The sequence below is a fragment of the Rivularia sp. PCC 7116 genome (assembly GCF_000316665.1).
In the GTDB taxonomy this organism is placed as follows: Bacteria; Cyanobacteriota; Cyanobacteriia; order Cyanobacteriales; family Nostocaceae; genus Rivularia.
The window spans coordinates 4,578,926-4,601,872 of the sequence record NC_019678.1 but is presented as its reverse complement, the minus strand read 5'-3'; the positions used below and the strand labels follow the sequence as shown (position 1 = coordinate 4,601,872).

18 protein-coding genes and 1 other RNA gene are annotated in these 22,947 nt (G+C 37.0%); 8 read left to right on the top strand and 11 right to left on the bottom strand.

Annotated elements, in window-relative coordinates:
• Positions 1 to 277: 277 nt before the first annotated feature.
• A complete protein-coding gene (locus RIV7116_RS35905; RefSeq protein ID WP_063721484.1) occupies positions 278 to 883 on the top strand; it encodes a hypothetical protein in 606 nt (201 codons plus the stop codon).
• On the opposite strand, the gene RIV7116_RS37650 is transcribed toward RIV7116_RS35905, so the two are convergent.
• From RIV7116_RS37650 to RIV7116_RS17850, 3 genes are all read right to left on the bottom strand, one after another.
• A complete protein-coding gene (locus tag RIV7116_RS37650; protein WP_371261652.1) occupies positions 880 to 990 on the bottom strand; it encodes a hypothetical protein in 111 nt (36 codons plus the stop codon). The genes RIV7116_RS35905 and RIV7116_RS37650 overlap by 4 nt on opposite strands.
• A 273-nt stretch (positions 991 to 1,263) precedes the next feature.
• Positions 1,264 to 2,163 (bottom strand): heterocyst differentiation master regulator HetR, encoded by a 900-nt coding sequence (hetR, locus tag RIV7116_RS17855; RefSeq protein ID WP_015119705.1) that lies wholly within the window; start codon positions 2,161 to 2,163, stop codon positions 1,264 to 1,266.
• A gap of 525 nt (positions 2,164 to 2,688) precedes the next feature.
• On the bottom strand, positions 2,689 to 4,593 hold the full coding sequence (locus RIV7116_RS17850) for an EamA family transporter (RefSeq protein ID WP_015119704.1): 1,905 nt from the start codon (positions 4,591 to 4,593) through the stop codon (positions 2,689 to 2,691).
• Positions 4,594 to 5,538: 945 nt separating this feature from the next.
• Between RIV7116_RS17850 and RIV7116_RS17845 the strand changes: the two genes are divergently transcribed.
• The 4 genes from RIV7116_RS17845 to RIV7116_RS17830 all read left to right on the top strand — a co-directional run bounded on the left by RIV7116_RS17845 (position 5,539) and on the right by RIV7116_RS17830 (position 10,597).
• A complete protein-coding gene (locus RIV7116_RS17845) occupies positions 5,539 to 5,799 on the top strand; it encodes a hypothetical protein (RefSeq protein WP_015119703.1) in 261 nt (86 codons plus the stop codon).
• A gap of 791 nt (positions 5,800 to 6,590) precedes the next feature.
• A complete protein-coding gene (locus tag RIV7116_RS17840) occupies positions 6,591 to 7,184 on the top strand; it encodes a hypothetical protein (protein WP_015119702.1) in 594 nt (197 codons plus the stop codon).
• Positions 7,185 to 7,723: 539 nt separating this feature from the next.
• Positions 7,724 to 8,275, top strand: a complete 552-nt coding sequence (locus RIV7116_RS17835) for a COP23 domain-containing protein (RefSeq protein ID WP_015119701.1) — start codon at positions 7,724 to 7,726, stop codon at positions 8,273 to 8,275.
• A gap of 237 nt (positions 8,276 to 8,512) precedes the next feature.
• Positions 8,513 to 10,597 carry a serine protease gene (locus RIV7116_RS17830; protein ID WP_015119700.1) on the top strand — a complete coding sequence of 695 codons (2,085 nt, stop codon included), beginning with the start codon at positions 8,513 to 8,515 and terminating at the stop codon, positions 10,595 to 10,597.
• A gap of 516 nt (positions 10,598 to 11,113) precedes the next feature.
• On the opposite strand, the gene RIV7116_RS17825 is transcribed toward RIV7116_RS17830, so the two are convergent.
• The 5 genes from RIV7116_RS17825 to RIV7116_RS17805 all read right to left on the bottom strand — a co-directional run bounded on the left by RIV7116_RS17825 (position 11,114) and on the right by RIV7116_RS17805 (position 16,618).
• Positions 11,114 to 12,601 carry a serine/threonine-protein kinase gene (locus RIV7116_RS17825; RefSeq protein WP_015119699.1) on the bottom strand — a complete coding sequence of 496 codons (1,488 nt, stop codon included), beginning with the start codon at positions 12,599 to 12,601 and terminating at the stop codon, positions 11,114 to 11,116.
• A 482-nt stretch (positions 12,602 to 13,083) separates the two neighbouring features.
• Entirely contained in the window at positions 13,084 to 13,896 is an 813-nt protein-coding gene (locus RIV7116_RS17820; protein WP_015119698.1) for a hypothetical protein, read from the bottom strand.
• Between the two features lie 94 nt (positions 13,897 to 13,990).
• On the bottom strand, positions 13,991 to 14,773 hold the full coding sequence (locus RIV7116_RS17815; protein WP_015119697.1) for a hypothetical protein: 783 nt from the start codon (positions 14,771 to 14,773) through the stop codon (positions 13,991 to 13,993).
• Positions 14,774 to 14,874: 101 nt separating this feature from the next.
• Complete coding sequence (locus RIV7116_RS17810) at positions 14,875 to 15,504, bottom strand: hypothetical protein (protein ID WP_015119696.1); 630 nt, start codon at positions 15,502 to 15,504, stop codon at positions 14,875 to 14,877.
• Positions 15,505 to 15,859: 355 nt separating this feature from the next.
• The gene (locus RIV7116_RS17805) at positions 15,860 to 16,618 is read right to left on the bottom strand and encodes a hypothetical protein (RefSeq protein ID WP_015119695.1); all 759 of its coding nucleotides are present in this window, start codon (positions 16,616 to 16,618) and stop codon (positions 15,860 to 15,862) included.
• A gap of 1,166 nt (positions 16,619 to 17,784) precedes the next feature.
• On the opposite strand from RIV7116_RS17805, the gene RIV7116_RS17800 reads away from it, so the two are divergent.
• Together RIV7116_RS17800 and RIV7116_RS17795 are read left to right on the top strand one after the other, a co-directional pair.
• Complete coding sequence (locus RIV7116_RS17800; RefSeq protein ID WP_015119694.1) at positions 17,785 to 18,330, top strand: CAP domain-containing protein; 546 nt, start codon at positions 17,785 to 17,787, stop codon at positions 18,328 to 18,330.
• A gap of 84 nt (positions 18,331 to 18,414) precedes the next feature.
• Positions 18,415 to 19,044, top strand: a complete 630-nt coding sequence (locus tag RIV7116_RS17795; protein ID WP_015119693.1) for a ribonuclease H-like domain-containing protein — start codon at positions 18,415 to 18,417, stop codon at positions 19,042 to 19,044.
• 150 nt (positions 19,045 to 19,194) lie between these two features.
• Here RIV7116_RS17795 and RIV7116_RS17790 read toward each other — a convergent pair whose 3' ends face one another.
• On the bottom strand, positions 19,195 to 19,701 hold the full coding sequence (locus RIV7116_RS17790; RefSeq protein WP_015119692.1) for a hypothetical protein: 507 nt from the start codon (positions 19,699 to 19,701) through the stop codon (positions 19,195 to 19,197).
• 315 nt (positions 19,702 to 20,016) lie between these two features.
• On the opposite strand from RIV7116_RS17790, the gene RIV7116_RS17785 reads away from it, so the two are divergent.
• On the top strand, positions 20,017 to 20,520 hold the full coding sequence (locus RIV7116_RS17785) for a DUF3122 domain-containing protein (protein WP_015119691.1): 504 nt from the start codon (positions 20,017 to 20,019) through the stop codon (positions 20,518 to 20,520).
• Positions 20,521 to 20,911: 391 nt separating this feature from the next.
• On the opposite strand, the gene ssrA is transcribed toward RIV7116_RS17785, so the two are convergent.
• Positions 20,912 to 21,291, bottom strand: a transfer-messenger RNA (tmRNA) gene (gene ssrA / locus RIV7116_RS34525).
• Positions 21,292 to 21,872: 581 nt separating this feature from the next.
• Positions 21,873 to 22,817, bottom strand: coding sequence for a F0F1 ATP synthase subunit gamma (locus RIV7116_RS17780; protein ID WP_015119690.1), 945 nt, complete (start codon positions 22,815 to 22,817; stop codon positions 21,873 to 21,875).
• Positions 22,818 to 22,947: the final 130 nt, after the last annotated feature.

Here is a 22,947-nt window from a genome sequence, read left to right as displayed (position 1 = left end):
TTACTCACAGACATATCATTATAGATGCGGAACGAAGAATATGGAATGGGGCATTGGGAATTGGCAGTAACGAGTAGCGAGTTAGAAATTAATTTCCTATTCTCTCCTTCTATTCTCATCACCCATTGTCAATTACCCATTACCCATTACCAATACCCCATGCCCAAAAAATGAGATAGCATTACTTAAAGGTGTTTGGAGATTTTCCATGCTATTTGGTTGTTTCAGCAAGTTTAAATACTTTGGTTCTGTAGGTTGTGAGACAAAAATGCTTTCTATGCAACGTTTCGATTTTAAATTATTTAAAATAACAGCTAAATTAACATTACCAGCCCTAGCTATAACTAGTATTTTAGGAATAACTTTACCTAGTAATGCTATTAGCAATCCTTTCCGAAGAAATCAAAATGATTATCGTGTATGTGCAGCACGTCTTTTGAGTGTAGGTATTCCGGCAGAAACCGCTGGTAATGCTTGTGCTGCTGCACTTCGACCAAAAGAAGTATCTTCATGTGTAGGTCAAATTCAGCGAAGAAGCCAAATTCCGGCAACAGATTCGCTTCCTTTCTGCGGGCAGGCACGTCGCCCTAATGACTTGGCTACTTGTGTTGTGGGTATCGGTACTAGGAGTGCCGAAACAGTTAATCCAGCTATTTTAAGTTACTGCAATCGTAGCTTGCTACCAGTAAAGTTTGCTCAATGCGTAGTCGGTTTACGTTCTGAAATTGATTTTTCACCCACACAGGCGATGGAGAATTGCATCAGCGCCAGTGACCGAATTAGCAATGTTGTACCTTTATCGAATCCTGCTGTACCAGCAGTACCCCCAGTACCACCTTCCGAAGGATTTAGCCCCACTTTTGAAACTACTCCGATGCGTTAGAAAGGTAATTGGTAATTGGGCATGGGTAATTGGTAATTGGTAATTGGTAATTGGTAATTGGTAATTGGTAATTGGTAATTGGTAATTGGTAATTGGTAATTGGTAATGGGAATACAATCTCCCAGAATAAGAAATTAATTTCTTACTTGCTACTCCCAATACCCAATGCCCCATGCCCAATGCCCAATGCCCCATGCCCCATGCCTCATGCCCAATGCCCAATGCCCAATGCCCAATGCCCAAAAAAATAGGTCGGGTTTATACCGCGAGTAAACCCAACCTTAATTCTTTATTCAGTATTCAATTTTATTTTTAGACATATTTTTGCTAGAATTGAAAAATTGGCATAATCGGCAGTCATTAATATGGCTGCTGATTTACTAGTCTTCTTTTTTACCGAAAACCATCTGGAGAGCCATAGGCGCTCCGCCTACTTCATGATATTTATCTGCCCAAGCACGGATAATTTGATCCAAATCTTCTAAAGCTTCATCTATCCGTTCGGGTGGGATATCCATTTCTTCCAAAACTCGCATTGTGTGTCGCTGTCTTTCCGACCACTCTCTCATCATTCGGAAAAATCTGGCGGTATCTTCCACCATAATATAGGTTCGCTCTTCGTCGCTTGCAGTTGCATAATAGGGACGGGTAAGAGCGTAAAAAGGCATTCCCCAAGGTGAATCAACTCGCGTCACGGTACTTGAATAAAGTAAGCGCCGCTTGATATGTTCTGCTAAAGCTTCACTTAAAGGCATTTGATGCCTTGCAGGTAAATCTTCTTGAGAACGCTTGTGGAGAAATTCAATTAACTCCAAAAACTCAAAAGAGGTAATCAACTGGGCATCGGGCAGATTGGGCGGTAATTTTTGTTCAATCTGTCTTTTTTCCTCAGATGTCAAACTAGTGCCCGGTATTCGCGATCGCCCCGGTTGCCAAGGGTATTTTTCCATCCATACATAAGGAAACTGAATTAAATAGCGCGGCTCCTGAGAACCAAGCATTTTGAGCAGTCTTCCTTCAGTCAGAGCTTGCCTGACTTCTTCTACGATGGCTTTCACCCGCTTCGGCTCTAAGTGGTGTAAGTGACCGGTCATTCGCAGGTTTTGACCCTGCTCCAGATAGGTCATATAAATAGCACATTTAGCTGCTGTTGCGGCAGCATCTAAAAAAGCCCCGTGCCTGTGCCCACTAGTTCGCATGGCACTGAAAGCCAAATAAAGCATGATCTGATCCATCGCGCTGGGGTCGAGACGTTTGATCAGATCAGTATCGTTATGCATATTACAAACTGTTGAATAGCAGGTTTACAAAATCAATAATTGCAGGAAAGTAAGTAGTATACACCCGAGCGCAGGTTATGTGTTTACTTTAATTTATCTATTATGCAATAACTAAGGGTCTAAGTGGTAATGATAAACAACATTTTACCCGTATTTTCACAGGAGAAGATAAAAACTTACCTTGTGATTAAAATTGCCATTACTTTTTGTTCGGTATCTTCATCAACTTATGTTGACAAGTAATTTAAGCCTGTCACCCCCAAAACCGCTATTACAATAAGGTTTCGATTAACACGGGACTGCTCCCACAAAAAGTAATGCAAGCAAACGTGTCCTTTTTACATCCCCGCAAAAATGTATGTTAACAGGTCTTAACCGGAATATGGCTTTGTTGTATACCAGTAATTAGTAATCGGCGAACAGTAATGAGCCAGTAGTGAGGAGTTAGCAGTGAGGAATTAAGAATTAAGAATTAAATATCGGTCCAAAATTCTACCCCATATAACCCATCCCCTAATCCCATAATTAGCTAGAACGAGAAGCTTTAATCTGTTGCTGTATTTTCTCGATGCTAAAAGCAGCGGCTCCGAAGGTAACTAGTAGAACTCCAATAACCTGTATGAATGGTAAAGATTCTTGAATTAAAATTCCGGCGAAAATTACTGTTAAAACTGGAACGGTAGAGCTTATAAGTCCGGCTCGTGTAGCTCCGAGCTTGCGGATGCCGAAGTTATTTAGCAGGTAACCGCATAAGGTGAGTACCCCTAAAATAAACGTGCTTAAAATCAATTCCAAAAAGTTCGTTGAGTTTATATCTAAACTCCAACCTGAAGGTAAGGGTAATAATATAGTAATAAAACACAAACTAATAAAACACAAAAACAGCATTGTAGCGAAGTTAATCAAAGTAAAAGACACCGGATGCAGTCTCGCAGCACAAATTCGGGTCAATATGACATAGAATGCAAAACTTATTCCGGCAAAAATTCCTGTAATGCTGCCAAACGAGAGGTTATTTGTGTCGCTTGCTCCGCCTAATACTAAAACTATTCCTAAAACAATCATCGCGTAAGCAAAAGCGCGAAATTTGCTGGGAATGTCGCGAAACAATAGCCATGACAGAATTCCGCTGACGATTGGATACACGAACAAAAGCGCGATCGCCATTCCGGTAGCAATTTGCCCTATGGACAAGTAGAGCATTACCTGGGATAAGAACAAGAAGCCTCCACTGATGGTTGATAGCATCAGCACTCTTCTAGCTGTAATGCTTGCAGGATTACGACTTGCTTTTATTGACTCTATTAAATTTTGTAAATCATGCCAAACTCTGGGATGCAAAATGGGTGCCAAAACTAACATCATTGGCACAACTACTAGCATTCTCAGCATTAAAACGAATAAGCAATTTCCTAAAGTTGGTGATATTAGTTGATCTGAATCAAATATGCCGTTAAATATTGCTTTAATCGCAACGTTATATATAGATGTGGCAACAGCGGAAAGTCCAATTAGCAACAATCCTTTCGGACGCTGCTTAAATACCTCCATCTGTCTTGATATTGGTTGCGAAGGTGTTGCTGGCTGCCTAGTAGCTTCTGGAACAGTTTGAGGAGATGTTTCTGGTAAGGAGACGTTCGCCCCTCGAACGGTAGAAGTTGCCGTCGTAGTATCTCCCTGTAGGGGAGCTATTTGATCCCGCTCTTCCAATAAGCTTGATGGAAATGGTTCTTGCTGCGAAGTATCTTCATCTTCTTCTATTTGGGGAGAATCTTCGACATAATCAACTTCTGATATGTAATCATCTTCTAAGCGTTCGTCTTGTTCCTCAACTTGAAAGTCCGCTGGAGAATTATCGATGCTAGTAGCCTCTAATTCTTGCTTCAAACGATTTACTAATTCGACTAAAATCGCTTCTCCTTGTTCTTGTTGCAATGACATTCGAGACAATTGCTGGGAAATACTGCTTTGATAGTCTTCTAAATCTTGTTGCAGTGTATTAAAAGCATTATTAAAAGAATTGCCGATTAATTCGGATTCTTGATTTTGAGTTTGAGTGTATGTTCCGCTTCCGGATTGAAGAGTTGTGCTAACAGTTGATCGATCGTTGACTAATCTTTCGAGTGAAGCTTGTAGCTGTACGGAAATATGATTTCCTAAAACTTGTGCTAATTGACGCATTAACACCTGTAACTCATCAATTTGTCTTCCTCCTTGCAACTGCTCTCTTTCTTCTTGCAGACGTTTGATATCATCAGCTAAGCGGATTTTCTCACTCTGTAGACGCTTGACATCATCCTGCAATGATTTGAGTAAATTCCGCTGGATAATTTGTAATTCCTCAGTGACAGCCCGTAAGGCAGATTCGGCTGAACCGTATGGCTCGCCTGCTCTACGCGGCTTTTCTGGTCCGTTATCAAATCGTCCCATTAATCCTTATCCTCTGCCCCTTATTTGACCACCTTTGTGACTTACTATTGACTTACTTGGCAGCCTTGATTGTTACTAGTCTTCTGTATTTTCTCAGTAATCGCTCTCTTTGTTTAAATCAACTAACATAAAGTATTATCAAAGCTCTTTAAAAAAATATCATCAATAAATAGATTTATAAAATTTGTTTTTCTCATCGAAGGTATTATTTTTAGCATTTCAAAATAATAAGTAGAATTGATTAAGTTTTTAATTTAAAGGAAAAGCCACAAACAGATAAGTAAATATACAAACAATATCAAAGCTTTATTTGTATCGCTTTATAACTTATCTTGCTTTTGCGTTACGTATGACAATGACTTGACAAAAGCAAAAAAATAAATATTATGTGCAATTTACCTCATTAGAACGCAAAAATTTTTGGGTTACAATTTCCGTAAAAAATTTATCGGGGTGCCCAGGCAGGCTTTAAAACAAATTAACTCGTTTTGTCTCGGGCATCTCTCTATAATAAGCCTGCCCATTTTTAAGGCTACGTCTCGGGGAAACAATAAATTTACCGTTTTACTGAAGATGAGTAGACTTGATTTCATACTTTAAACATTATCCTAATACTTAATCAAACGCACTGAAAATCATGATATATCTTACACTCAGAATCTCAAAAATCCGCATTAAAAAAAATTATAGATTGCTAACAATATAGGAATCTGATTTGATTTGTGGAATTACTTGGAGAGTTAGGGGAGAGGGGATAGCAGAGGCAAGCTAGACTAACAAAAGTCTGCGGAGTAATTCGATAGTAATTGCTCAAGACTTATTTGCTTAAGACATGGCGATCGCCTATATTTTGAATGCCGCAGCTTACAACCGCTAGGGTTATAATGTATAAGTTTTTGTCATCCTGCAATAGGAATGAAGCTAAATTACGGTAAATAAAAAGTTTTGCAACCTCCAGAAGAACACTTTAAAGAACTCGAAGCCATATTGCAAAAACATGCTGAAGCTCTCGAAGCTGATATTCGCGCTCTACAGCAAGCGGATGAAACGGCAAAATGGAGTTCGGCATGGAAGCAAATTTATAACTGGCGCTTTGCGAATGCTTTCGCACGTCAGAAAATTTTTCGTAATTGGGGTGCTGATGCAGCAGCTTGGGGATTATTACCAGAAAGATTTTATCCCAATCGGGGGAATCAGAAGGGATGATAGGGAGAATGCAGTAGTCCTTTTCATTTAAAGGTTTTAAAATTGAGAGTTAACAATAAAACCAAGCTCTCAATAAAAACAATCATCCTGTTGATTTAAATCTCATTAATCAGATGCACTACTTAATCTAAAAAAAATAAATAGTTTCCTTACCAAATAAACAAACTTATCTTAATAATCCACATCTGCTGATTTTTTTTACAATCTGTTTATGAATATCTCTTTTTTAACTATTTATCTATTTTACATATGTATTTATAAAAACTTTTTACTAATCATAATTTGCTTGTATAAAGCTACTTATTTTAAACAAAAATGGTAATAATTTAGCATCCTTCAATTGATAGATAGAAGTTAATTCGGATGTCTAGCTTAAGAATGAGGCAAAAAAGTTAAAAGTTAGCAAACATAATAATTATCAACAATACTGGTATTAATAACGGCTCAAAATTGTGAGTAAAAATACTAGTTTTTAATTGTTAATACAAAATTAAATAGCAAGCTTTTTTAGACATATTTACTTCAAAAGAAGGTGTTTGAGGTTTTTTTAACACCTTTATTGTGAATAAGTGCAGCTAAAATTCCAGTGTCTAATTAGTTCGACTCGCATCCTACTTCAACAGAGTTCTTGTTTTGGTTATACCAATTCTGTATGAGGCTGCGCTAAAAGCCCTCACTCTGGAAGAGTGGGGCTAGACAAACGAAGCCCCTCTTCAGGGGCTGAATTCGGCGCATCTTTATAAAGAAATGGTATTAGTAGTCTTTCATTGTCGTTTATTTGTTAAATAGAAATGCGATCGCAACATTTAATCCGAAAACAAATCTTACCTTTATTCCTAATTACGCTTGTGGTTGCTTTGGCATCTTGCCAAATCGAGAAAGAACAAGCAGCTCGCTTACCCGATGTAGATGTAGATGTAGAACCTGGAAGATTACCAGAATATGATATAAAAGGACCCGATGTAAACGTTGGAGTAAGGGAGCGCACGGTTACAGTACCAAAAGTAGTAGTCATACAGGAAAAAGAAACTGTAAAAGTTCCTTATATTGACGTTGATTTACCTGGAGTACAGAAAAAAGAACGTACTATAACGACTGAAGTTGAAGTCCCTTCTGGTGGTTATGATGTTGAAATTCAAGCTGTATATGCGGTAGAAAACCAGCTATGGGTGGTGTCTCGTCTTGAAGAAGAAAATCCCAATGCACCAAAAACAACAGTACGGGTGTCTGATAGAGTTGTACTTAATGCTCCCGATATACCGGTACGTCATTACGTCATTGGAAAACCTACTAGTAGCGGCTTTAACGAGCAATATGAATTTATCAACAGTCGCGAACAAATTGCTTCGATACTAGATTCTGGAAAACAACTCTACAAGAAATAGATTGAATGATAATAGTGCAATAAATTTAATTTACGCTTATCAAGCTATAAAGAAATATCTCACCCTGTTGTTTCAGAAAAGCATCTAAAAGAGATGTCGGAAACAGATGGGGTGAGTTTATTTATTTTTATACAACATTACAAGCTTAAGTAAGTCGGCGTAAAAATTAAAGGTATGTCATTGCGTTCATTGAAAAAGTTCCCGCAGGGTGTGGAGCAAAGTGAAACGAAGCAATCCCAAATTATTGAGAATTTACAACGAGCCAGTAGTTTGATGTATTCCGACGCATTTTAAAGAAGTGGCAATGCTACGTCTCCTAAAGTTATCAAAAAAACAACTATTAGTTCTATCACAATTATTTTCTCCACCCTCTGCCAATATTTAATTATCAATGTCGCAATTTCCGTGCAAATACGCTCATCTTTATACTTTCTTCACTAAAAAATTGCAAAAATCTTGATATACCTGAACTTAATCTGAAATTCTATGAATTTGCGCTGTAAGTAAATTTAGCTAAAAGTAGGAATATAAGTTCTTTTATGCTGCAAAATAGATTCAATCAATTCTTAGCAAGATTGGCGGTTGCTTCGGTGACGGTAGTAAGTGTCTGTACTTCGGTGGAGCAACCAAGTTATGCCAGTGACTACACTTTTTACTGCAATAGGACAACCTATAGAGGTAAAAGCGTTCCTGCAACTATGGCTCGTACTGATGATGGTAGAAGAGTCATGATAGTTCGTTGGGTAAGTCAATACTTTTCAAATAAATTAACAAATACAGACCGCTGTAAAGTAGTTTCACGTAGATTTCAAAAGTTCTACGACCACGGTAAGCTCGTATATGTCAATGGTGGTTACATACAAGGTTTACCTGTAATTTGCGCTGTTGCAAATCGGGAACATAGTTGTAGTAAAAAGAATGTTTTATATACTTTGAAACCCAGTGTAAATCCTCAAATTACTGCAAGAAGTTTGATGAATAGACGTGGTTTAGCAGCAGGAATCATCCTAAATGAAAGTAGTTCCGATTCGCTGACAATTGATTTCAAAACTTTTTTAGAAAATGCTGCCCAGAGTCGTAGCGGTAAGTAAGGTACTTCTCTTCTTGATAAAGAGAGGGGAAGGGGTGTGAGGTGATATTTTTGTAATTCACTCAAGCGGAAAGCGCTATGTTTTGTCATTCAGTTGGCAAAGAGATTGGAAAGAATAGGGAGTACCGTCTTTCAACAAGTCGCTGAAACCTCACCCTGCCCTGACGGGCACCCCTCTCCTTGTTAAGGAGAAGGGAAGTTTTTATCAATAGTTTTATAGAATCAATTAACAGAAAAAATGAAATATCATCACGCACTTTCATCAGCATTTATCGGAGTGTCAATACTACTCCTACAGCCACAAGTAGCTAATGCTTTATCTTCGCAACAGGTAGGGGAAATTGCTCAAGAAATTACCGTATTAATTGAAGGTACGGATAAAAAAGATAATGGCTCGGGAATAATTATTAAAAAGGAAGGTAATACTTATACCGTCTTAACTGCCGCTCATGTAGTTGGTAAAGCCAAGGAATATGAAATAGTCACTCCAGATAATCAACGCTATCAGCTTGACTACAGTAAAGTCAAAAAATTACCCAATCAAATTGATTTAGCTGTCGTCACCTTTAGCAGTAACCAAAATTATCAAGTTGCAAAAGTTGGCAACCCAGATAAAGCCAAAATAGGAACCAAAGTTTACGTTGCGGGTTTTCCCAAGCAGACAGCATCGAGGAAATTTTCTAGCATTAACTTCCCACCACCGGGACAAATTACAGCAAACGCGAATCAAGCAGTAGACGGCGGATATACTTTAGTTTATAGCGTCACAACTTTGCCAGGAATGAGTGGAGGTCCATTGCTCAACGAGCAAGGAGAATTAATTGGCATTCACGGTAGAGGTGAAGCTGCAACTCTTGATGATGTTACCTATGACGAAATAAATCCCCAGGTAGCTGTTGTTAAAAGTAATAATAATCTAGCTATTTCTATATATACTTTTTTGCGACAAGCGAAAGTAGTTGATGTAGATTTGGGGATTTCTGCGCCACTGTTACAAGTTGCACAAGCACTAACGGCTGAAGATTACTTTTTGAAAGGTGTTGATAAGTACAAGAAAAAAGATTATCAAGGGGCGATACAGGATTTGACTCAAGCCATCAAACTTAATCCTAAATATGCCATTGCCTACAACAACCGGGGTGTTGCTCGCAGTGAGTTAAAAGATTATCAAGAAGCTATTAATGATTTCAACCAAGCTCTCAAAATTAATCCCAAATTAGCTGAAGCCCACGGCGGCCGGGGTGATGCTCGCAGTAATTTAAAAGATTATCAAGGGGCAATTGATGATTATAACCAAGCCCTCAAAATTAATCCCAAATTAGCTGAAGCCTACCTCAACCGAGGTACTGTTCGAGGTCGGAACTTACACGATTATCAAGGGGCAATTAATGATTTTAATCAAGCCCTCAAAATTAATCCTAAATTAGCCGAAGCTTACGGTAACCGGGGTGCTGCTCACAGTGAGTTAAAAGATTATCAAGAGGCGATTAATGATTTTAACCAAGCCCTCAAAATTAATCCTAAATTAGCCAAAGTTTACTACAACCGGGGTGGTGCTCGCAGTGAATTAAAAGATTATCAAGGGGCTATTAGTGATTATACCCAAGCCCTCAGAATTAATTCCAAATACGCCAATGCTTACAACAGCCGGGGTTTTACTCGCGCTAAATTAAAAGATTATCAAGGGGCAATTAATGATTTTAACCAAGCTCTCAAGATTAATCCCAAATATGCCGATGCTTACTACAGACGGGGTGCTGTTCGCGGTAATTTAAAAGATTATCAAGGAGCTATTAATGATTTTAACCAAGTCATCAAAATTGATCCCAAATATGCCCATGCTTACAGCAACCGGGGTGTTGCTCGCTATGAATTAAAAGATTATCAAGGGGCGATACAGGATTATACTCAAGCCATCAAAATTAATCCCAAATATGCCAATGCCTACTACAACCGGGGTGTTGCTCGCTATGAATTAAAAGATTATCAAGGGGCGATACAGGATTATACTCAAGTCATCAAAATTCATCCCAAATATGCCTATGGCTACAACAACCGGGGTAATGCTCGCCGTGAATTAAAAGATTATCAAGGGGCGATACAGGATTATACTCAAGTCATCAAAATTCATCCCAAACTTGCCCAAGCCTACTACAGGCGGGGTTTTGTTCGCGGTAAATTCAAAGATTATCAAGGGGCGATTAATGACTTGAATATAGCTGCCAATCTTTTCCAAAAAAAAGGAGATACAGAAAATTATCAAAAAACATTGAAGCTAATAGAAAAAGTACAAAATTTACAAAAAGGTAGCTCTAAAAAATAAAGACATCACCCTTTATTGAAATGTTTAGATCAAGAATTTGCGAACATAGAACATCTTGAAGAAAATCTCTGGGGTAAGCATTTGATTGCAGATACTAAGAAATTTTTAGCCTTACCGGAGATTCAAGAGTTTATTGCATGGAAGAATAAATAGGGGGAGCTTGCGACACCCCTCTCCTTGACAAGGAGCTACGGTGTACACACAAGTCTCTCCACATACGTTTCGGAGATTTCAACCTCCTTAAATCGTCATTACGAGCGAAGCGAAGTAATCGCCAAGTTTTGCGATGAGCCGCACATAAAGGTGATTGCGTCGTCGTTCCTCCTCGCAATGACAGGCTTTGAGCGATTTTTACCTGAATCCAAAAGTCGCTTCCAGGTATGATTTCAAGACTTGTGTGTACACCCCTCTCCTTAACAAGGAGAGGGGAAGGGGGTGAGGTGATATTTTTGCGATCAACTCAAGCGAAAAGCGCTATGTATGTTGTGTCATTCAATAGGAAAAGAAGGGTAATGGTCATTTTTCAACCAATCCCCGAAACCTCACCCCGCCCTGACGGGCACCCCTCTCCTTGTTAAGGAGAAGGGAGGAAATTTGTGATTCAACCCGAAAAGAATCCATCATTTCCTTGGCAACACTAAGAAACCGATTGTAATCATCCACATCTGCTGAATAATTCACAATATAAACTTGGTCATTTTGTAAAATCCACCTTTGCAAATGCTTTAATTCATTCCCTCGATTGTCACTTGTAAATACAATTTCATATCCTGTCTTTAATCCCAAAGTGACTTTGCTTTCACTAACAATTTTGGCTTGGGAATATTCTGTATTGATTTCTCTAATAAATTCTTGTTTCGATTCCGCTAATGTCCCAGAATATTCGCGGATGCTTACTTTAACTAGCTCTTGAAAGTTATCATCTTTATTTGGTACGGTAAATTCTACTCTTTCTCCACGAATGGGAGCTAGTTTTCGGAGTTGCCATTTTTGAGGGGATTCTGGATATTTAATTTGTATTGCCAATTCTTGATTTTTGTATTCTGCAAATTCTATTTTTTCGGGAGTATTTAATAAATTGCCAATTCCTAAACCGGCTGCGATGACTGCAACAATTCCTAATATAGGTAAAGCAATTTTTATATTATTACTATTAGACTGAACTGGCAATAAATTTTGCAAATCCTGTAAAGCCTCATCAGCATTTAGATAACGCTGACGGAAATCGTAACGCACCATTTTATCTAAAATAGCTGCAAATTTATCGCTTACCTCTGCTTGTTGCCGCCAAATAATCTCACTTGTATTCTGGCTTTGCGGTAAAAGATGTGCAGCAACTCCCGTCATAGCCTGAATCCCGATCATTCCCACAGCGTAGACATCGCTACTAAATCTAGGTTGCCCTTGGCTTTGTTCGCTGGGCATATAGCCAGGAGTTCCAATTCCTACAGTTAAACGAACGTTTCCATTTTGATTTACCACTTGAGTCGTAACTTGTTTAACCGCACCAAAGTCAATTAAGACTATTTTATTATCGGAACTTCTACGTCTAATATTGGAAAGTTTGATATCACGGTGAATATGTTGTTGTTGATGAATAAAATCTAAAACTTCTAATATTTCGATTAATAATTTGATAGTTTCTGCTTCTGTTAAATTTTGACTACTTTTAGGGGAAATTTCTTGCGTAAGGTCATGACCTGGGATATATTCTTGAATTAAATAAAACTGTTGATTTTCTTCAAAGTGCGCCAGAAGTTGAGGAATTTGGTCATGCTTTCCTAACTTTTCTAAAGTTTCGGCTTCTCTATCAAATAAATTTTTACCTATTCTTAATGTATTTTCATCAGTATGAATAGGTTGAAACTGTTTGACAATACAATGAGGATTACCTGGGCGCTGCATATCCTCAGCTAAAAATGTCACCCCAAATGCTCCTCTACCAATTAATTTAATTATTTTATACCTTTGGGCAAGGACTTGAGCTATAGGTTGCTGTGACATTGGATAATTTACTTTTTATGCGAAAAAATCAATATTGTTTGATATTTAGCATAAATTATGACATGTTTGACGCGATGACCTTAGTTTCCTCGGGACTTATGCAACCACACCGAAAAATTAATAACACCAGGCTTCTAAATTCTCCAATTACCCCTAAAACCTTAATTTTGTTTAAGTTATAATTCTATCTTTATTTAACTATAATCACTACAAGTAAATGCTTTTTCATTTAGAACTAATAAAGGCTTTATGGGACAGGGAAGTTGTTGATTGTTATTTAAAAACTGGCATCTATAACAGCGAATCGAAGATAAATGTTTTAGTGCTATTTAAAACCAAATGTAAGGAACCTATTATTTTTCACAATAGGGTTCCTTACATTTTATTTTGTCAAAATTGGAAGATGTTTTACAATCGATAACTCTTATTAACCGCATAAGTTTTATTGAGATTAACTTCAATATTTATGACAATATCATCAGTTAATCTAAAGTTGAAATTCTAGAAGGATAAACAGTGTCTGCAATTAATACAGGTTTCTCTTTATATTTTAACTCCATCTCTTTTTTTAATCCTGAGTTCCAAGTTAATTTATAATCTTTTTCTAATTCTGCTAACCGGAATGGACGTACAACACCTGTGACAGCAACTGTTTGTCCGTTATTTACAGCCATTGCAGGAGTCGGATTTAATACTAATAAATCTTGCTCTCCGAGCAAATCATCTTCGTCTAAAGTGAACATTTTTGGATTTTTGATATTCTCTATTTCTCCAGTTAATGCTAACCTCCTGTTATAGTATTTTTTAGGATTGTCAGCAATATCATTTACTTCTGGTGCTAAAGCAATATGTTGAGCTACAATAGCAGTGCCATTTTTATAATCTTCGTAAACTTTATCTTGCAATCTTAAATTAAATTCTTTTTCAAGTTTGGGTATATCTAGTTGACGAATCGTACCCGTTACTTGTACTTCTGTATCTTTCTCAGAGGGCAAATCAAAAACTTTACCAGATGCATTAATAATAATAACTGGTTTACTTTTAATAAAAAACTTCCTTTTTCTAACAGCAAAGGAAGTAGGACCGAGTTTTTCAATATATTTGCTTCTAATGGTGACAAATTTACCAATCAAATCATCTTTTTCTCTGGCTATTTTGGATACTGACATCAATCCCGGAGTTGGGGCTGGCTCCCGAGTAAATATGAAGTATAGCCCAAATAAAAACCCAAAAAAAGCAATCGTGAAAATTATTTTGGGACTCCACTGAAAACGTTTTTTTGTTTGATTAGTCATTTTTCCACTGATATTAGTTGATGGTAGACAATAAAAAACATTTAAAAGGCTGAGATAAGAATAATCCCAGCCTAAATTCAGATTACCAGTTTTTTTATTCGGAAATTGCAGAAGGATAAACGCTATCAGCTACAAATACAGGTTTAGTGCTGTAATCGGCTTCCAACTTCTGCTTAAGCTTTAAATCCCAACCTAAATCGTATTCTCTTTCAAATTCAGCTAGCACAAAAGGACGAAGTACTCCAGTAACCGCTACTACTTCATCATCTTTGATAGCTGTTTTTGGTTTAGGATTAAGAACAAGTAAATCGGTAGCACCAAATAGCTTCTCTTCATCTAAAGTAAAGGTATTAGCGTCTTGAATATCTTCTACTTCCCCTACTACTGCAAGTCTTTTGTTGTAATACTTTTGAGGATTTTTTGTAATGTCACCTGGATCGGGTGATAATGCCATAGACTGAGCAATAATTGCTGGCTTGTTCTCAAATTCAACGTAATATTGCTTATCTAACTTAAGATTATATTCTTTCTCCACATCTGCAATTACAAAATTGCGAACTATACCCGTTACTTGAATTTCTGTATCGTCATCTTCCGGTAAGGTGAAAGGTTCTCCAGAAGCGTTAATAACCAAGATAGATTCGTTACCAAAGAATTTTTCATCACCAACAGTAAATGAAGCAGGACCTACTTTACTTTTTGGCTCGCTCCTTACTGTTACAGTTTTGCCATCTAATGCAGCAGCATTATTTGCAACTTCCTTAGTAGTAACATTTCCTGCGCCGGGAACTTCTGCACTATCGTTGCTGCAAGCAGGAAGTACGAACAGCATTAAAGCTAAACTAATTGCACCCTGAAATTTCCAAAACTTATTCATTAATCCAACCTTACTATTATTGAAATAAAACTTATATTTTTGTTGCGAACTTGGTTCATCTTTCTAAACTTTAGAAGTCACCTACACGACTTTGTTGGCGACTAATTCAAAAAGACTTGTCCATCTTCCTGAATTCTCAAAACACCTTGATTATTATCAAACTTTGTTTTTTCATCCAAAGTAACTGTTAACATACCGTCTTCTTTCTCAGACATCGGCATTACTCGTAACAATCCTTTGTCTTCTCTTATCATTGTGATAGTTGCAGGTGTGGGAACATCGCGTAAAGTAACTTCCTCTCCACCTTCTAAATATCGAACTTGAGTATGAGTAACAGCTTGATAGGAAATGCGAGCGTTGGTGTCGTTTTTCAATTTCACGCTTACTTTACCCATCATTGGCTTGATGTTAGCAATAGCATTCGCACGATTCTCAGGAATCGGAGGCTGAAGCGGTGTCACGCTTGAATCTGGACTTACAATATTAATAGATTGATCTACAGCTTGCCCTGTCTTTTTCCAACGAGAAGTTGCAGCATTCGGCGGGCAGGTTGCTGGTACTAATATCTTACTGTTGTAAGGTTCTTCGTAATATATTTTAGGGCAAGGATTGCGTTTCGGGTTGGGGCGTTTTGGAATCGCAAATGCAGCTAAAGGGAGAAAAGGAATTATAACTGCAAAGCCACTCGCTATTCTCTTCAACGCTTTTATTTTTCGTTTCTCATTAAGCATAAATACCTTGTTCTTGTTTCAATCAAGTTAGTTTTTTTTAGTAGATGCACTTAAATAATTATTTTTCAATATCTTCAATAGAAGAGACAAAATCTAATTGAAGTTAATACAACAATTGAAATAATGTCTTAATTGATGATAATAATTTATACTTTTTTTCTGTTAAAATCTTCTAGCTAAGGCAATAGTTATTCTAATTATGGGAATCTATCTTCAGAAAGAATAAGAAATATCTTAAGAAATAGTAAAAACTGTTTTGGTTATTTTCTATTTGCAAAAGTTTTGAGCTATTATTTATCATCGATTAAAAATTAAAAATAATTAGGCACAATGTTAAAAAAATTAAAAGATTAAACTATACAGCTAAAAGTAAAGCAGTATAAATCAGCGCACCTAACCCAAATGCCCAAAAACGGCTTTCTCGTTCTTCAGGAAGTTCTTCTTTTAACACATTAAGAACAATTCCACCTGCTAAAAAAGCAAAAAGAATAGCTATTGCTGTTTCTCCGATTTGAGTACCTCCACCTATTACCCATCCTACAATAATTGCTGCTGCTAATATCCAGCGTCCAATATGGTCATAAATATGCTTATGGTTTTCTCGTAAACCGAAATCATTAACTACAAAATGCAATGCCATTGCTAAAGTGTATAGCAATAAATTGTCCATTCCTGGTTTTTCTCGATGCATTAACAAATAACCAATCAAAGCATTGTAAACAGCAAAAGAGCCGATATGTACCCAGAAAACTCCTGGTGTCGTAACGTCACCTTTCCCAGCTTCTTCTTGGTTCTCGCGAGACTCACTTGCCATTCTTTCTAAACCATAAAATACGGTTAATCCTAATAATGCTAGTAGATAAACATGGTGTTCAAAGAACGAAATAAAACCTTTATGTGTCTCTTCTAAAACTGCTTGATGCTCGCTTAATTCTGGCAAAATATGCACGAAAACATAAGCAACGGAAACTCCACCAGCACCACTCAACCAGCGGCTGCGGGGAACTTTAATAAAGCGCAGCTTGCCACAATATAAATGGGTTAGTGCTAACCCGATAGCAATTGCCGCTGTAGAAATAAAACCAAAAGGTATGGATGAAAATAATACACTCATTAATTAATTATCAAGCTTGAGGCTAACTTCTAGTTAGGTTATAGTTCGCTAATTTTAAAATTGTTCTTTAATCTCATCGTAATTATAATCTATTAATGCTATTTATTTTGGCAGTTTAGATATAGTTGATTTTCATTTATATGTGAAGACATTCACTTCAATATATAAAAAATTATTCTCGCGTCTATCAAAAGAGTGAATATATTGTATTCCTAAAGACTGAAAATAAGCTGGATACTTTTACTTGCTATATCGCAACATCTACATGTACAGGACTTACGCAATTGTTACACTATCCTGTTGGTGCTATTATTAGGTTTCGACATTACTCAAAGTGTCACAGCACCCTACAGAAAAATGTGCCGCTTGCGTAAGTCCTGATGTATTCAGATACAATATAATGCTTACTCAGAATAGAGCTAATTTCAAAAATAAATATAGATCATTAATCTAAAACTACGGTTTAAAATATATTAAAATAAAAAAATTTTCTAAATATAATAATTATTTACTGTAAGCATTAATCGCAATAGTGAATAAGATTGTGAGCAGTTTATATACAAAATTAAATGCTTATTATTCTGCTACTAAGAATAGGTTGCACTTAGCTAATCATAGGCAAAAAATAAATAAAGAGATACAGAAAAACTTTCCTTTTAATAACGAGAGGGGAAGCAAAGTAGCGCTGCCTTATAGTAAGTGTCGTGGTCAGAGCAATATGTATTACATGTAACTTCACGATGCTAAGTATATGTAAACTCTTTGCTCGTTTCAAACCCGGTTTGTACAAAACCGGGTTTTGACATTTATTATCCGAAAGCATTTTGTACGGATGATCGGATTCTTACTTGGAAACGTAAAGTATTATTTTACACTATTTATCGGTAATAAAAGTAGAGTTTGTTTTGACAACGAACTTAAATCTCTTATACTGAGTCAGAATATTTGCCCAGATAAATTAAAACTTTTTAAAGTCTTCATTTATAATTTTAGATTGCTTAATCTAAAAATAATATCAAAATTGCCTTAATTAGCTAGTCTTGACGGCTAAGAAAGGATATGCAAAGATTCTTTAAATAATAAAACACCTAAATAAATACGGGTATACAAAGAAACCATAAAACCTGGGTTAGCGTCTCAAGAGCCTATAAACTATGTAATCGTCCATGAGTCGAAAAACTATACTTGGCATTGCTTTTACTACAATTGTCCTGGCTAGCGCAATGGCTACAAAGCCTGTACCGGGTCATACGTCTACCAGCGAACCGACAGCAAAGGAAGACTTGTTAATTCCAACACATCCGGTTAAATTATCTAACAATGTAAAAACTGCTGAATTAGAAAAGTCTATATTTGAGAAAATAAATCAATATCGAGCTTCTAAAAAATTGCCTAAGTTGAAGCTAGATAGCAAAATTTCCAAACAAGCGAGGATTCACAGTCAAAATATGGCAAAACATCGAGTCCCCTTTAGCCATAACGGATTTGCTAAAAGAGTTGATACTATTTCTATTCGCTACAACAGTGCATCTGAAAATGTAGCTTTTAATTATGGGTATGACGATCCGGTTGCAGAAGCTGTAAAAGGTTGGATTGAGAGTCCCGGACACCTAAAAAATATCAAGGGTAAATATAACTTGACTGGGGTTGGTGTAGCTGTAAACAGTGAAGACGAATATTTCCTTACTCAAATTTTTATTCTTAGTAGATAAGTTTGATTTATTATTTTTTTAAACAATAAAGTAGTGTTTGCCTTTTTTTATGGGAGCGGACACTGCATTGATTTTTAAGGATTCATGGAATTACAAGATTTTCAGGTTTGCGATCGCGATATAAATGATTCGACTCTTTCGGCATATCTTAAATGTGAAGCGATTGCTGTAGATACCGAAACTATGGGACTATTACCTTTAAGAGACCGTTTATGCTTGGTGCAGATAGCGGACGATAAAGGTAAGGTTACGGTTGTTCGGATTGAGAAAGGACAAACCGAAGCCCCTAATATGAAAAAACTTTTAGAAGCAGAGAGTGTTGTCAAAATATTCCACTTTGCCCGTTTTGATTTAGCAACTTTACGCCATTACTTGGGCATCATGGTAAATCCCGTTTTTTGTACAAAAATTGCGAGTAAATTAGTTCGTACTTATACTCCTAGACACGGACTTAAGGAATTGGTACAGCAATTAGAGCAAGTTGAGCTTGACAAAAGCGCTCAATCTTCTGACTGGGGCAATGCTGCTAACTTATCCGATGCTCAACTTAGTTATGCCGCAAATGATGTACGATACTTAGTCAGCATACGGCGAAAGCTAATAGAAATGCTTCAACGCGAAGAAAGATTAGAATTAGCCGAAGACTGTTTCAAATGTTTACCAACCATAGTGCAGTTGGATTTATTACAGTTCCAAGGTTTGTTCGAGCATTAAAAACAAATATCCAGATTGAGTAAACATTAGATAGCAGTTATAAACCCGGCTTTCATTAAAAAACCGGGTTTGTAAAATTTTTAAACAAAAAACAAAAAAGGCTAAATTTTTATAACCTTTTATTGTCAAAACATCTTTTTTCTGAATACCTTAAGCTAGAACGAAATCTACATCGCTGGTTCCAGCAGTTTCAGATTGCCCAGATTGCAACTTTTGACCATTTACTTCAATAGCAAAAGGTGTTGGATCTAAACTGAGATTATAATCTGTTTTATCAGAAGTATATCCAACACTAGCAACCATCTTACGACCCGCATCAGTATATTTGAAAGCCAGCATTTGATTTTTCTCCTGCTTATTATCGTAAGCCCAAATGACCATATACTGTTCGCCTTGATATTCAAAAATCTTAGGCGGACGATTTGGAACGTAACGTCCAGCATCGCCAAAGCTTGCATCTAAAAAGCCTTGAACGGAGCTTTCTTCTACAGAAGCATAAGCAACCTCATCTGGTGCCGATATTTCAGCATCACCTTCAGCTTCAGGTGGTGCTTCTTCTTTTCCACGATTCTTGAAGTAGTCTACAGCTTTCTTTGTTCCGATTGCACCAGCAGCTGCAATCCCTGCACCGATAAGCAAATTACGTAGATTAGGCATGATTTATCTCAACGAATAAGCATCGAGGTAACATCCTATCACTAAGAGAGACTTATTTAAGATTGATTCATTTTTTCTATACAATCTGAGAAGAACAAAGGTAAAACCTAGATTAAGGTAAGTTTATTTTATTCGTATCTCATACTATTCTCAATAAACTGCAAGAAATCCGGCTGCTTGAGTAAAAGATGATTTTTTGATAGTGTTATGAATAAAAAAGCTAGTTCGCGGTCGAGGTGTAAAATTTGAGTTTATTGTAGCTGTTGTTAATCCCTTAGACCTATTTTCTCATCTTCAATTCCTCAATCAAAACCAATGTTTACAAACTTATTGCGACGCTGTTTTACAATCATAATTTTAATATTTATTGCAATTGGATTTACTTCCCAAGAATCCATAGCAATGCTGCGCCAGCATCACGACGCACCAGGAGTATTACGCTACCATTCCCAAGTATCTATTAAAGATAAACAAGAATACACCTGGCAAGTATTGCTATTTAAAAAGATTAATCCCGGTGTGAAACAAGAATTAAATTTAAGAATAGTTGGTTTTCCGGGTGTCTTTGAATTTTTTCATCCTCATTCTCTAGAAATAATTACAGCATCAGGTAAATTTCTGAATGCGTCTGACGTTTACGCCAATTCTTCACCAGCGCCAAATGTAGGGGAATATAGCTTAACTGACGTTTTACCAAAGTTAACTGAAGTTGAGTCGTTGAAGTTGAATTTACCAGTTTCGGGAAAAGAACAGAAGGTTTTAGAAATTCCCGAAGAGGTTGTTACAGAGTGGCAATTATTAGTGACTGAAGTTGATTGAGAATAATTTTGAACCACTATTAATAACTTAACGTACAATCTTTAGCTAATAAAAATGGTGCAAGATATGAAAGAATCAGAATGTATAATCTTTTTTGTGCATTTTAATCTGCCTCGTTTATTACCCTTAGAATCGATTTGAAGCTGTTGCAAGCTAACTAAAAATACAGCAAATTTTTAGTCAAACTGACTAAATATAACAATTAGTAGCAGCTACCGCTTCACAAAAAATCCCTCTTCGCATAGTTAGCCATTACGCTAACAAACTGGACAAGTTACTTGCAACTTACTCATAAATCATTTCTAAACGCTTATGACAAACACATCAAAAACAAATAAAAAACAAATCCACCTCTACATTTAAGTACAAGGTGGATTTAGTAATTACGTACTAATGGATCTGGGCAGAATTGAACTGCCGTCCGAAATGGGTATTTACCCCCGCATCGTTCACAGGTTTAGCCTCGTTAACCCTTGAGGCAGGGACCGTTCATTATCCCGAACGGTGGGATGCTTTGGTAAAGTCTTTTCTAATAAGTCCACCAAAGGGAACTTATTAGAGCATCCGTTGGGGGTTGCTCTCTAATGCTTAACGGAGTCACATTAGAGAGAAGCGTACGAAAAAAGTTTAAGCAGCTACTGCTTGACGCTTGAATGCTACAATGTTGTTTGCAGTTATTATTTGTTTGAACCTTGATTTACGAGATTAGGTTCACTCTCGACCTGAATCAACGAGAAGCTTTCGCCACCCCGTCGAAACCATTACAGACCCATGTGAATCATATTCTATTATAGTTCTACTTTTTGAAAATTGCCACAATGGATTTTGGATTGGGTTTAAGTGACTTAAGAGAAAAGAGATTTAAGTTATATCTCCTAACTAACACATTTTCAAACCCTTATACAGTAAAGCTTTTAGCCAAAGTAAAAAAAAGGGTTAGTTTCATTAGTTGTGAAGGATTTTAACACCTTTGACCTTCGACCTTTAACCTTTAACCTTCATCGGAGGCTCACATCTTGCACCATTTTCAACAACCGCCGTATTCATAAATTCTCAGGCTAATACACAAAGTCTGATAAATCAGACTGGGCAAGGGTGTTAGTGCGTAAAAACGTACTTTGTATATGAGCCTCGGATTTTGATTTCTCTGCGTTCACGCAGAGCGTGCGGGCTAGAAAGCCTCCGGCTTACAAGGCGGTATTAGGGCTTAACGACAATGGTGCAAGATTTCAGTTATATCGCACTTCATAAACTTGATAAACTTGAAACTTAATAAATAAAAATAGCCAATTGTCAATTCAGATAAAATCAACAATTAGCTATTAACAACTTTGATAATTTAAAATTTCTAATTACCCTAGCGCTTGAGCACCACCCACAACTTCTAAAATTTCTTGAGTAATTGCGGCTTGTCGTGCTTTGTTATAAGACAATGAAAGACTCTTCATTAATTCTGCTGCGTTATCGCTAGCGCTGCTCATTGCTGTCATTCGCGCTGCGAGTTCGCTGGCTGCGGATTCTTGCAATGCTCGCAATAGTTGGTTGCTTAAGTATAGCGGCAGTAAAGAATCTAAAATTTGGACTGGATCTTGTTCAAAAATCATGTCGCGAGGGAAAGCACGCATTTGAGTCGTAACTTTCTCTCTTTCAACTTCAAATTCACCACCACGGGTTGTTAAACGGAAAAACTCGTCGTCTGCTGACAAACCATTAGCATCTAAAGGAAGTAAGGTTTGTACTACTGGACGAGAGCTAACTAAGGAAACGAATTTGGTATAAACTAATTCGATTCTATCTACGCTTTCTGATAAAAATAAAGAAAGTAGTTCGTCAGCGATATTAGAAGCTTCCGCTGCTGTAGGTATTTGTTCTAAGCCGGTATATGTAGCGTCAATAGTTTCTTCTCGACGTTGAAAATATTGGGTAGCTTTACGCCCTACCAATACATATTTATAATCTAAACCTTCAGCTTTGAGTTCTTTGGCACGATTTTCCGCACGCTTGATAACGTTGGTGTTGTAACCACCGCACAAACCGCGATCGCCTGAAACTACTAGCAACCCGACTGATTTAACTTCGCGCTTTTTCATCAGCGGTAAGTCAACATCTTCAAAGGCTAGACGGCTTTGTAAACCAAATAATACTTGTGCTAAACGGTCAGCAAATGGACGGGTAGAAGTAACCTGCTCTTGTGCGCGACGTACTCTAGCAGCAGCCACTAAGCGCATGGCTTCTGTAATTTTCTTGGTATTTTTAACAGAACTTATTCTGTCTCGTATTGCTTTTAAATTAGGCATAATTTCTTTCAGTGAACAGTGAACAGTTAACAGTGAGCAGTGAGCAGTGAGCAGTTAACAGTTAGCGTTTAACAGTCAGAGAATCAAGAGTTAATGCTAAAGAAATAAGAACTAGAAACTTTTCTCCAAG